Origin of the sequence: Arthrobacter sp., assembly GCF_031988865.1 — a bacterium.
In the GTDB taxonomy this organism is placed as follows: domain Bacteria; phylum Actinomycetota; class Actinomycetes; order Actinomycetales; family Micrococcaceae; genus Arthrobacter_B.
The window spans coordinates 1-12,930 of sequence record NZ_DALZXY010000038.1 but is presented as its reverse complement, the minus strand read 5'-3'; the positions used below and the strand labels follow the sequence as shown (position 1 = coordinate 12,930).

General features: G+C 65.6%; 5 protein-coding genes. 4 read left to right on the top strand and 1 reads right to left on the bottom strand.

The annotated features are described in order from the left end of the window. Window positions 1-17 precede the first annotated feature (17 nt). Window positions 18-2,126, top strand: coding sequence for a glycogen debranching protein GlgX (glgX, locus tag RTN46_RS08780; protein WP_312180642.1), 2,109 nt, complete (start codon window positions 18-20; stop codon window positions 2,124-2,126). On the opposite strand, the gene glgP is transcribed toward glgX, so the two are convergent. Continuing rightward, window positions 2,123-4,747, bottom strand: a complete 2,625-nt coding sequence (gene glgP, locus RTN46_RS08775) for an alpha-glucan family phosphorylase (RefSeq protein WP_312180640.1) — start codon at window positions 4,745-4,747, stop codon at window positions 2,123-2,125. The two genes, glgX and glgP, sit on opposite strands and share 4 nt — an antisense overlap. 200 nt (window positions 4,748-4,947) lie before the next feature. Between glgP and RTN46_RS08770 the strand changes: the two genes are divergently transcribed. Genes RTN46_RS08770 through glgB form a run of 3 tightly spaced genes read left to right on the top strand, consistent with a single transcriptional unit; the run spans window position 4,948 to window position 12,628 of the window. After that, window positions 4,948-6,999 (top strand): alpha-1,4-glucan--maltose-1-phosphate maltosyltransferase, encoded by a 2,052-nt coding sequence (locus RTN46_RS08770; RefSeq protein ID WP_312180638.1) that lies wholly within the window; start codon window positions 4,948-4,950, stop codon window positions 6,997-6,999. Next, the gene (gene treS / locus RTN46_RS08765) at window positions 6,999-8,768 is read left to right on the top strand and encodes a maltose alpha-D-glucosyltransferase (protein ID WP_312180636.1); all 1,770 of its coding nucleotides are present in this window, start codon (window positions 6,999-7,001) and stop codon (window positions 8,766-8,768) included. The genes RTN46_RS08770 and treS overlap by 1 nt, the downstream gene beginning before the upstream one ends. Beyond that, the gene (gene glgB, locus RTN46_RS08760; RefSeq protein WP_312180635.1) at window positions 8,765-12,628 is read left to right on the top strand and encodes a 1,4-alpha-glucan branching protein GlgB; all 3,864 of its coding nucleotides are present in this window, start codon (window positions 8,765-8,767) and stop codon (window positions 12,626-12,628) included. Before treS ends, glgB begins: the two co-directional genes overlap by 4 nt. Window positions 12,629-12,930 lie beyond the last annotated feature (302 nt).

Here is a 12,930-nt window from a genome sequence, read left to right as displayed (position 1 = left end):
GAGGCAACTGAGGCAATATGGCACACGTCGTCACGGGAGGCAGGCTGACCCCGTCTGAACGGATCTCCCGGGCGTTCCCGCTGGGAGTCCAGACCAGCGTGGCCGGTGTCCCGGACGTGCCGGGAGCAGTCAACGTCTCCGTCTATGCTCCCGGCCTGGAAGCTGTGGAAATCTGGTTCGAGGAACGGCCCGGCCAGTGGCATCCTGTACTGCTCGAACGAAGGTCCGCCGGTGTCCATCATGGCCGGGTGGGCGGATTCCGTCCCGGGGTCCGCTACGGATTCTGGACGCACGGCGAGCCGCTGCCGGGGGCACCGGGAACCTTCCAGCTGCTCCTGGATCCCTATGCCCGGGGCATCGACACGGTACCGAGCGGCGACGGTGATCCGCTCTACTTCTCTGTGGCCACCAGCCCGGACTTCGACTGGGGCGCCGACGAACAGCCGCACACCCCGTGGCGGAACAGCATCATTTACGAAGCCCATGTCCGCGGGCAGAGCATGCTCAATCCCGCCCTGCCGGAGGAACTGCGTGGAACCTACGCGGGGATGGGGCATCCGGCCACCATCGGCTACCTCAGGGACCTGGGCATCACAGCGGTGGAACTGCTGCCGGTGCACTTCCACATCGATGAACCGCACCTGCAGAACCTCGGCCTGAGCAACTACTGGGGGTACAACACCCTCGGCTTCTTCGCACCGCATACCGGCTACGCCACGGCAGCCGCCCGGGCCGCCGGACCGCAGGCTGTGCAGGACGAGTTCAAAGCCATGGTGAAGGCCCTGCATGCAGCGGGCATCGAGGTGATTCTCGACGTCGTCTACAACCACACGGCCGAAGGCGGGCAGGACGGTCCGGTGCTTTGCTGGCGGGGCCTGGGGGAGAAGGTCTACTACCGGCACAACGCTGAAGGGCTCTACCTGGACACCACGGGCTGCGGGAACACCCTGGACTTCAGCGAACCGCGGGTTATCCAAATGGTCCTTGATTCCCTGCGCCACTGGGTCCGGGAGTACCACGTGGACGGGTTCCGCTTCGATCTGGCCCCCACCCTGGCCCGCGACGCCGAGAACCGGTACGACCGCCGGCACCCGCTGCTCGTGGCCCTGGCCACGGACCCGGCCATGCATGGCATCAAGCTGATTGCCGAACCCTGGGACCTGGGACCGGACGGCTGGCAGACCGGGAACTTCCCGCCGGGATGGGCCGACTGGAACGACCACTTCCGCGACACCGTCCGCGACTTCTGGCTCGCGGACCAGGCCGCCCAGGCCGCCGGCGGAACCGCGGGTTCCCTGGCCCGCCTCGGCGGAGCACTGGCAGGTTCGGCGGAACTCTTCGCCCGCTCCGACCGCAGCCCGCTCTCCTCAGTGAACCTGGTGACTGCCCACGACGGCTTCACCATGGCAGACCTCACCGCCTATAACCACAAGCACAACGACGCCAACGGTGAAGACAACCGCGACGGATCCGATCACAACCGCAGCTGGAACCACGGCGTTGAGGGGCCAACCGACGACGCCGGGGTCCAGGCCCACCGGGCGCAGACGGCACGGAACCTGATGGGAACGCTGCTTTTTTCGGTCGGCGTGCCAATGATTACCGCCGGCGATGAAGTGGGGCGAAGCCAGCGCGGGAACAACAATTCGTACTGCCAGGACAACCGGATCAGCTGGCTGTCCTGGGATTTCGACGACGAAGCGCAGCGCATGCTGGAGACGACCAAGCGGCTGCTGCGGATCCGGCGGGAATTCCTGGCCCGGCAGCCCTACGCCTTCCCCTCGGATTCACGCGGCGCGTTCCTGCTCTGGTTCAGCGCCTCCGGAGAGCCCATGACCGAAGCCGGCTGGCATGACCCCGAAAACCGGGTGCTGGCCCTGCTGCTCGGATCGGAACAGGGCGAACACGCCGGCCTGGTGGTGATTAACGGCCAGGCTGAGCCGGTGGACGTTGTCCTGCCGGGCAGGGATACCCTGCACGCCAGCGGCGTCGAGATCGAGGAGGGCCAGCTGTACGAACTCCTCCTCACCACCGCTGACCCGGACGGGCGCCGGGCCGGAGCCCGGCTGGCCGCCGGCGAGAAGGACCGCGTCGCCGCGAACTCGATCAGCGTCTACCGCGCCTAGGCGTTAACCACCAGTCCCAGCTCGGCTTTGGCCGCCAGGCCCGGGTGCGTCGGCAGGACCCGGGCGGTGTAACCAAACGGTCCGGCCTGCTCAATGCGGATACTGCCCGAGTAGAGGTATCTGCCGGAGCCCAGGTCTTCGCTGACGGCGAGATCCTGGAACTGGTACTCGCTGAGCCTGTCGTTGCCGGAGACCCTCCCATAGGCGATTTCGACCACCACGTCCGCGGGCTTCAGCGAGCCCAGCCGCACATATGCCTGGATGTTGAGGCTGTCGCCGATCTGCGGGGCATCGCTGATGCCGATCGAATCCACATGTTCCACGGATACTCCGGACCACCCCTCCCGGACCTTTAGGATCCAGGCGGCCAGCTCCTTCGCTGCCTGGTACTGGTTGGCGGCTGCAGCCCGTCCGGATTGGCAGGCCGGCCGGTAGAGCCGGTTGACGTAGTCACGCAGCATCCTGGTGGCGGAGACCTCAGGGCCCAGCTCGGCCAAGGTGTGCTTGACCATTTCCAGCCATTCGCGCGGCAGCGAATCCCCAGGTGCTTCCGACGGCCCGGCGGCTCCGGCGGCGCCGGGCAACTCGGCTCCGTAGAAGAGCGGGGTGACGGCATTCTCCAGCAGGTCATAGAGGGCAGCCGCTTCGATGTCGTCGCGCTGGTCTGCCGTGTGCAGTTCCCGTGTCTGGGTTCCCTCCCGGGGGTTCGCCGACGGGATTGCCCAGCCGTTGGCGCCGTCGAACATCTCGTCCCACCAGCCGTCCATGATCGAGACGTTCAGCCCGCCGTTGATTGCGGCCTTCATCCCGGAGGTGCCGGAAGCCTCCAGCGGCCGGATGGGGTTGTTCAGCCAGACATCGCAGCCCGGGAACAGGGTGCGTGCCATGGCGATGTCATAGTTGGGCAGGAAAACAATCCGGTGCCGAACCTCCGGATCGTCGGTGAACTGCACCAGGTCCTGGATCATGCGCTTGCCCATCTCATCCGCGGGGTGAGACTTGCCCGCCACGATTACCTGGACGGGCCGGGTCGGGTGCAGCAGCAGGGCCTTGAGCCGGTCCGGATCCCGCAGCATCAGGGTCAGGCGCTTGTAGGTCGGCACCCGGCGGGCAAATCCGATGGTCAGGATGTCCGGATCCAGCACATCGTCGGTCCAGCCGAGCTGGGCATCGGAAGCCCCGCGTTTGCGCCACGCGGACCTGACCCGGCGCCGGACGTCGTCGATCAGGTTGCTGCGCATCCTCCGCCGCAGGTCCCAGAGGGCCTCGTCGCTGACCTCGTAGGCCCGTGCCCAGTCGCGGTCGTGGACCGCTTCCACGCCCAGCTGCTGCTTCGCGAGCTCCGCGACTTCGGGATCCACCCAGGTGGGTACGTGCACACCGTTCGTGACCGAGGTGATCGGGACTTCGGAGACATCGAAGCCGGGCCACAGGCCGGAGAACATCTCCCGGGAGACCTGGCCATGGAGTTTCGCCACGCCGTTGGCCCGCTGGGCCAGGCGCAGCCCCATCACGGCCATGTTGAACATATTCGGGTCGCCGCCCTCGTAGTCCTCGGCGCCGAGGGTCAGGACCTTGTCGGTGGGCACCGACTGCGCCAGGCCGGCGCCGAGGAAATGGCGCACCACGGCCACGTCGAAGCGGTCGATGCCCGCCGGGACCGGAGTGTGCGTGGTGAAGATGGTCGACGCCCGGGCAGCGGTGAGGGCCTCCTCCCAGCTCATCCCGGTATCCATCAGTTCCCGGATGCGCTCCACGCCAAGGAACCCCGCGTGGCCTTCATTGGTGTGGAAGACCTCCGGGGCGGGTGCCCCGGTCAGCCGCTCGAACACCCGCAGCGCCTTCACGCCTCCCATTCCCAGCAGCAGTTCCTGCTGCAGGCGGTGGTCACCACCGCCCCCGTAGAGCCTGTCGGTGATGCCACGGGCGGCGTCGTCGTTGCCCCGCACATCGGCATCCAGCAGCAGAAGCGGGACGCGGCCGACGTCGGCACGCCAGATCTGCGCCATCAGGTGCCGGCCGTTGGGCAGGGGCAGGCTGATGCGTGCCGGGGTCCCGTCCTCCTCGCGCAGCAGGGTCAGCGGCAGCCCGTTCGGGTCCAGCACCGGATAGGTTTCCTGCTGCCAGCCGTCCCGGGACAGTGACTGCTTGAAATAGCCGGCCTGGTAGAGCAGGCCAACACCCACCAGTGGAACCCCCAGGTCCGAGGCGGACTTGAGGTGGTCGCCGGCAAGGATGCCCAACCCTCCGGAGTACTGGGGCAGGACAGCACTGATGCCGTACTCCGGCGAGAAGTAGGCGATGACCCGCGGCGCATCCTCACCAAGTGACTGGTACCAGCGCGGAGCGGTGAGGTAGTGCTCCAGATTTTCGTCGAGTTCACGGATGCGTTCGACCAGCGCGGTGTCGGAGGAGATGCGTTCGAGAGTCTGCCGGCTGACCGAGCCCAGGGCACGGACAGGGTCATGCCCGCTGGCCGCCCAGATCTCCGGATCGAGGTCCTGGAAGAGTGCTCTGGTCGGCTCATGCCAGCTCCAGCGCAGGTTGCCGGCAAGCCTGGCCAGCGGCGCAATCGTATCGGGGAGGACAGTACGGACGGTAAACCTTCGGATTGCCTTCACCCCCGTTAGGCTAGCGCAGTTGACCCCCTGAGTGCTGCGGGTCACACCAAAGCGGAGGAAAAACGCGGCCGGAATTCACCCGGATCCGCTACCCGCCGCTCACCTGCGGGAACATTTGCGGCGAAGCTCTGACCTGTGACGATGCAGCAAAAGGTACGTGCCCTTAGCAATCTGCCCTGATTGTCGCTAACGTCTAGTCTGTGACCACTTCCAGCGCGTTGTCATCTGATGTCCAGCCCGCCACGGAACTCCGGTTTGGCCGGATTCCGATTGTTAACGTGTCTCCGGTGATTGAGTGCGGCCGGTTTGCCGCCAAAGCCGTCCCGGGAGAGGACCTCGTGATTGAGGCCACCGTCTTCCGGGAAGGGCACGACCTTGTGGGGGTCACCGCTGTGCTCCATGACCCTGCGGGCCGGGAGGTCCAGCGCCACCGCATGCACCCGGTGGGGCAGGGCCTGGACCGGTGGAAAGGCCTGCTCCGGCCGGAAATTCCGGGCGACCACACCTTCACAGTCGAGGGATGGGCCGATCTCTACGGCACCTGGCACCACAATGCCGCGGTGAAGATCGCGGCGGGAGTCGACGTCGAACTGATGCTCGCCGAAGGTGCCGCGCTGTTCAGCGCCGCCGCCGCAGGGCGGAGCACGGCGGACGCGGACGTCCTCCTCGAAACCGCACGGGTCCTTGGCGATGCCGCCGTGGACGCCACGGCCCGCCTGGCCGCAGCCGGCAGGAGCGAGCTGACCGAAGTCCTGGACCGTGAACCTATCCGCGACCTCGTGACGTCGTCGCGAAACTTCCCGATCAAGGTGGAGCGCGAGCGTGCCGGACGCGGCGCCTGGTACGAATTCTTTCCCCGGTCGGAGGGCGCGGTCTTCGACCCGGCGACTGCGTCCTGGACCTCCGGAACCTTCCGCTCCGCCGCCCGCAGCCTGGACCGCGTCGCGGGCATGGGTTTCGACGTGATTTACCTGCCCCCGGTCCATCCGATCGGCGCCACGCACCGGAAGGGGCCGAACAATACCCTGGTCGCCGGTCCGCAGGACCCCGGGTCGCCCTGGGCCATTGGCGCAGCGGAGGGAGGCCACGACGCCATCCATCCGGATCTGGGTACGTTCGAGGATTTCGACCACTTCGTTGACGCAGCGTCCCGCCTGGGGCTCGACGTCGCGATCGACCTCGCGCTGCAGGCCTCGCCGGACCACCCATGGGTCACCCAGCATCCCGAATGGTTCACGACCCGGGTGGACGGAACGATTGCCTACGCGGAGAATCCGCCGAAGAAGTACCAGGACATCTACCCGCTGAACTTCGACAACGACTACGCGGGCCTCTCCCAGGAAATCCTGCGGATCGTGCTGATGTGGATCAGCCACGGGGTGAAGATCTTCCGCGTGGACAACCCGCACACCAAGCCGCTGCGCTTCTGGGAGTGGCTGATCACCACGGTGAACCGCCAGCATCCCGACGTCGTTTTCCTCGCCGAGGCGTTCACCCGCCCGCCGATGATGCATGCCCTGGGCATGGCCGGGTTCCAGCAGTCGTACACGTACTTCACCTGGCGGAACACCCGGCAGGAGCTGGAGGAATACTTCACGGAGGTCTCGCACGAATCGGCAGCCTTCTTCCGGCCCAACTTCTTCGTGAACACCCCGGATATCCTGACCGAGTTCCTGCAGTACGGCGGCCCGCCCGCTTTCAAGATCCGGGCCGTGCTGGCATCCACGGCCAGTCCGCTGTGGGGTATGTATGCCGGGTTTGAACTCTATGAACACGTGGCCCGGCCGGGGGCCGAGGAGTACCTCGACAACGAGAAGTTCGAGTACAAGCAGCGAGACTTCGCTGCAGCCGAGGCGGAAGACCGCAGCCTGGCCCCGTACATCACCAGGCTCAACCAGATCCGCCGGGCACACCCGGCCCTGGGCGACCTGCAGAACCTCACCGTCCACTCAAGCACCGACGAAGCTACGGTGGTCTACTCCAAGCACAAACTGGCCCGGTTATCCGATCCAAGCAGTAAGGACACACTCATTATTGTGGTGAACACAGATCCGCACAGCGCACGTGAATGCACTGTGACCCTGGACCTCGAGGCCCTCGACCTGGACCCGCAGGACTTCAACGAAGACGGGACGTTCTGGGTTGACGACCTGCTCAGCGGCGCCAGCTGGCGCTGGGGCCAGCACAACTACGTCCGCCTGGATGCCCACTATGAACCGGCGCATATTCTCGCAGTACGGAGGGCACACTAGTGGTAAATCCGTTCCCGCTTCACGCCCCCGGGTTAACCAATGACCCGAACTGGTACCGGAAAGCAGTTTTCTACGAGGTCCTGGTCCGCGGTTTCCGCGACTCCAACGGAGACGGCAACGGCGATTTCACCGGCCTGATCGACCAGCTCGACTACCTCCAATGGCTCGGGGTCGACTGCCTCTGGCTTCCCCCGTTCTTCAAGTCCCCGCTGCGCGACGGCGGGTACGACATCTCTGACTACTACGACGTGCTCAGCGAGTTCGGCACCATCAGCGACTTCAAACGGCTGGTCGCAGAGGCCCACGCCCGCGGACTGCGCGTTATCATCGACCTGCCGCTGAACCACACCTCGGACAAGCACCCGTGGTTCGAAGAATCCCGGAACGACCCGGAGGGACCGTACGGGGACTTCTACGTCTGGTCCGACACTGACCAGAAGTACGAAGACGCCCGCATCATCTTCGTCGACACCGAAGAGTCCAACTGGGCCTTCGACCCGATCCGCCGCCAGTTCTACTGGCACCGGTTCTTCAGCCACCAGCCGGACCTGAACTTCGAAAACCCGAAGGTCGTCGAGGCGCTGTTCGACGTCGTCCGCTTCTGGCTGGACCAGGGCATCGACGGGTTCCGCGCAGACGCCATCCCGTACCTCTTTGAGGAAGACGGCACCAACTGCGAGAACCTGCCGGAGACCCACCGGTTCCTGAAGGACCTGCGCACCATGGTCGATGAGAACTACCCGGGCCGGGTGATCGTGGCCGAAGCTAACCAGATGCCACATGAGGTCGTGGAATACTTCGGCGACGAAACCGGGCCCGAATGCCACATGTGCTTCCACTTCCCGATCATGCCCAGACTCTTCTATGCGCTGCGGGATCAGAAGGCGGCACCGATCGTGCAGACCATGGAAGAGACCCCGGACATCCCGCAGGGCGGGCAGTGGGGCACTTTCCTCCGGAACCACGATGAGCTGACGCTGGAAATGGTCACGAACGAGGAACGCCAGGCCATGCTCGGCTGGTACGCCCCGGACTCCCGGATGCGGGCCAACATTGGCATCCGACGCCGGCTGGCGCCACTTCTGGATAACTCACGCGCTGAGATCGAACTGATCCATGCGCTGCTGCTGTCCCTGCCGGGCAGTCCGTTCCTCTATTACGGGGACGAGATCGGCATGGGGGACAACATCTGGCTGGAAGACCGCGATGCTTCCCGTACCCCGATGCAGTGGAACCCGGACCGCAACGCGGGTTTCTCCACTGCCGACCCCGGCAAGGTCTACCTGCCGGTGGTGCAGTCGCTGGTTTACCACTACAACCACGTGAACGTGGAAGCGCAGCTGGCCAGTTCAAGTTCGCTGCTGCACTGGATGCGGCAGATGATCATGGTCCGGCGCACGCACCCTGCCTTCGGGATGGGTGCGTACCGCAACGTACCGACCGACAGCGAGGCCGTCCTGGCCTTCCTCCGCGAACTTCCGGAGGACAACCCGGAGGGTGAGGTGGGGGAGACGATGTTCTGCATCTTCAACCTCTCCCAGCACCCGGTGGCCGCCACGGTGAGCCTGCCGGAGTTCGCCGGACGCGGGCTGCGGGATGCCTTCGGCGGAACGCCGTTCCCTTCCTTTGGCGAAGACGGATCAATCACCCTGACCCTGGGCAGCCACGATTTCTTCTGGCTGCGGCTCCGCTCGCCGAAGTCCAACCCCAGCTCACCGCAGACCGAAGCAATTCCGCTGATACTTGCCCCGGAGGCCACGTCGAGATGAGTGAAACCATTCCGTCCCTGCCCGAACTTCTGACTGCCTGGCTGCCCCGGCAGCGATGGTTTCCGGCCAAGGGACGGGATGTGAGCCTCAAACGGGTCGGCGGCATCCAGCTGGAGGATCCCGAGGGGCTCGTGGAACTGCACGTGCACTTCGTCGCCGTCGAATCCGGCCGCCGTGTGGACGTGATCAGCGTTCCAGTCAGCACACGTTCCACCCCGGACCCGGACCTTGAGGCGGCGCTGGTTGGCCCAGTGGAGCACCCGGACCAGGGCCAGCTGTGGCTCTATGACGGAACCGCGGACCCGGTGTTCGTCACAGCCTGGCTGGAGACGATGCGCTCGCAGTCCAACTCCCTCGACGGGCGGACGCACGGCTACGCCATGGGCGGGTTCGCTGACTGGGAGGCTTTCGCCGGGCCGCTGCCGATCCAGGTCCTGAAGGGCGAGCAGTCCAACACCTCGGTGATCGCCATGACAGCCGAGGCGCCGGTTATCGTGAAGTTCTACAGGGTGCTGGCGGCCGGGGAAAGCCCGGATGTCCTGGTCAGCGCGAAGCTGACCGCCGGCGGCTCGGAGGATGTGCCGGCGACCCTCGGCTGGCTCACCGGCAGCTGGGCCGATGTGTACGACGGCGAGGCAGCCACGTGGGTGACCGGCGACGTGAGCGTCCTGCGCGAATTCGTCCCGAGCAGCGAAGACGCCTGGCGCACCGCGTCCTCAGCCGCCGTAGCCGGCCGGGACTTCACCGCTGAAGCCGAGGAACTGGGGGCCGTCACCGGCCGGATCCATTCCCAGTTGGAAGCGGCCTTTGGGGCCAGACAGCCGCTCCCGGCGGAACGGGCAGAGTTCATTGCCTCGCTGGTCCGCCGGATCCGGTGGGAATGGGATGAAGCCCGCAGCTACGTTGGGCCCTACGACGACACACTCGACCGCCTTTTGGACGCCGTCGGGGAGCTGGACGCGCTGCCGAACCTGCAGCGCATTCACGCCGACTACCACTTGGGACAGGTACTGCATTCCGCTGCGCGCGGCTGGACCGTGCTGGACTTCGAAGGTGAGCCGCTGCGCCCGGCTGCGGAACGCAGCGTGCCCGACGTTGCCCTGCGCGACGTCGTCGGTATGCTCCGCTCGATCGACTACGCCGGCGCCGTCGCGGTAATTGGCTCCTCCGGTGCAGGGCCGGAGGAAGCCGGCGACCTGGATGGGCGCCGCGCCTTGGCTGTGAAGTGGGCGCAGAGCGCCGCCGATGCCTTCCTGCGCGGATACGAGAAGGAAACCGGCACCGTGGTCAACCGCTCGGATCCGCTGTTCCGCGCCCTCTGGCTGGACAAGGCCCTGTACGAAGTTGTCTACGAAATCCGTAACCGCCCGGCCTGGATCGAGGTGCCGGCAGCGGCGGCCCGCCAGGTGCTGGAAGAACTCAGGTTGCAGCAGGACCCGACGAAAGGCCAGGAAGAGAACCCCGTGAACAAGACCCCGAAGCCTGAACCCGCCAAGCATGAGCCCGCCGGAACGGTACCGCCCGCCCGGCAGGCCGAAGTGCAGGAGTCCGCACCGCAGGCCGCCGCTGACGACGTCGCGGGTTCGACCCTGTCCTCAAGGGCCGAACCAGGACTGCGCTCGCCGTCGGACCCCGCAGCCGTGCAGGCACCGGCTGAACCGCCGGTTCCGGCTGGGGCTGACCCGCTGCCGGTTTCGGAAAACATCCTTGCTTCGGTCTCGCACGGCACCTACTACCAGCCCCATGCCGTGCTGGGAGCGCACCTGGACGACCATGGCACCGTGACCATCCGTACCCTCCGCCCGCTGGCCAGCGAAGTGACCGCGGTGACCCCGCAGGGACGGGTGCCCCTGCAGCATGAGTACAACGGCATCTGGGTAGGCACGGCGCCCGCGCCGGCACCCGGCCAGGTGCCGGACTACCGGCTCGAAATCGCGTACGAAGGGCACCCCGCCACCACTGTGGACGATCCCTACCGGTTCCTTCCGAGCCTCGGCGAAATTGACCTCCATCTCATCGGCGAAGGCAGGCATGAGAAGTTGTGGACCGTGCTGGGAGCAAATCCGCACCATTACAACTCAGTCCTGGGCGAAGTCGACGGCGTGAGCTTCGCCGTCTGGGCGCCGAACGCCCAGTCTGTCCGCGTGGAGGGCGATTTCAACGGATGGGATGGCCGGATCCACTCGATGCGGTCCCTGGGCAGTTCAGGGGTCTGGGAAATCTTCATCCCGGACGTGGATCCGGGCTCGCGCTACAAGTTTGAGATCCTCGGCCAGGACGGTGTGTGGCGGGAAAAGGCCGATCCGCTGGCCAAGGGAACGGAAGCACCGCCGCTGACCGGTTCCCGGGTTGTTGAATCCAACTACCGGTTCGAGGACGGGGACTGGATGGAGGCCCGCGCCCAGCGGGACCCCCACAACTCGCCGATGAGCGTATATGAGGTGCACCTCGGCTCGTGGCGGCTGGGCTTGGATTACCGCGAACTGGCGAAACAGCTGGCGGAATACGTCACCTGGCAGGGCTTCACGCACGTGGAGCTCATGCCGGTGGCCGAGCATCCCTTCGGCGGGTCCTGGGGCTACCAGATCACCAGCTACTTCGCGCCGACCGCCCGCTTCGGGCACCCCGATGACTTCCGCTACCTCGTTGATACCCTGCACCAGGCCGGGATCGGCGTTCTTCTTGACTGGGTGCCGGGCCACTTCCCGAAGGACTCCTGGGCCCTGGCGAATTTCGACGGGCAGCCCCTGTATGAGCACCCGGACCCCATGCGCGGCGAGCAACCGGACTGGGGAACGCTGATCTTTGACTACGGACGGCGGGAAGTGCGCAATTTCCTGGTGGCCAACGCTATCTACTGGCTGGAGGAGTTCCACATTGACGGCCTGCGCGTGGACGCCGTCGCCTCCATGCTGTATCTGGACTATTCCCGCCCGGCCGGCCAGTGGCGGCCGAACGCGTTTGGAGGCCGCGAAAACCTGGAGGCCATTTCCTTCCTTCAGGAGGTCAACGCCACCGCCTACCGGCGGGTGCCCGGCATCGTGATGATCGCCGAGGAATCGACGGCGTTCCCCGGGGTCACGTCTCCGACCAGCACGGGCGGGCTCGGGTTCGGCCTGAAATGGAACATGGGCTGGATGAACGACACACTCGAGTACATGTCCGAGGACCCGATTAACCGGATGTACCACCACGCGAAGCTCACGTTCTCGCTGGTCTATGCCTTCACGGAAAACTTCCTGCTGCCCATCAGCCACGACGAAGTTGTGCATGGCAAGGGATCGTTGCTGCGCAAGATGCCGGGGGACCGGTGGCAGCAGCTGGCGAACGTCCGTGCCTACCTCGCGTTCCAATGGGCGCACCCGGGCAAGCAGCTGCTCTTTATGGGCACGGAATTTGGCCAGGAGGCCGAATGGTCCGAGCAGTATGGGCTGGACTGGTATCTCACCGAGACACCCCAGCACCGCGGGGTGCAGCTACTGGTCAAGGAACTCAACGGGATCTACCAGCAGACGCCTGCACTCTATGACCGGGACAATGAACCGGCCGGGTTCCAATGGATCAACGAGAACGACGGCGCACGCAACGTACTCTCCTTTATCCGCTGGGATCACCAGGGGAATCCGTTGGTGTGCATCGCCAACTTCGCCGGCAGCCCGCATGAGTCGTTCCGGGTTGGCCTGCCGTGGGCGGGCCAGTGGGTGGAACGGCTGAACACGGATGCCGCGGAGTTCGGCGGCTCCGGGGTCGGAAACATGGGAATGGTGACGGCGGCTGAGGGGGCCTTTGAGGGCCAGCCTGCGTCTGCTGAACTTCGACTGCCGCCGCTCGGGGTGCTGTACCTGACTCCCGGGAAGTAACGGGCTTCGGGTGCCGGTGGCCCCGGGATTCCGGCACCCTGACGGGCGTTTGGTCCGACGGTTCGGACCAGGTCCAAACCGTGCTATAGTTGATATCCGCGAAGAACGAGGAATCGGGAAGCGCGCCGCAGGCCAAGATCGCCGGTTTGACACCGACGGGCCAGCGGCACTAAGATAGAAAAGTTGCTCCGGAGCGACGGAGAGCAAAAATTCCACGGAATTACAGCTCTCCCGGTGCCGGAAGTACCTGTTGTTTGAGAACTCAATAGTGTGCCAAGTTTATTGATACCAATTATTTTAAT

What these genes read in the sequence shown, in the direction of transcription:
- glgB (WP_312180635.1), top strand. Translation starts at nt 8,765, where the DNA reads ATGAGTGAAACCATTCCGTCCCTGCCCGAACTTCTGACTGCCTGGCTG.
- glgX (WP_312180642.1), top strand. Translation starts at nt 18, where the DNA reads ATGGCACACGTCGTCACGGGAGGCAGGCTGACCCCGTCTGAACGGATC.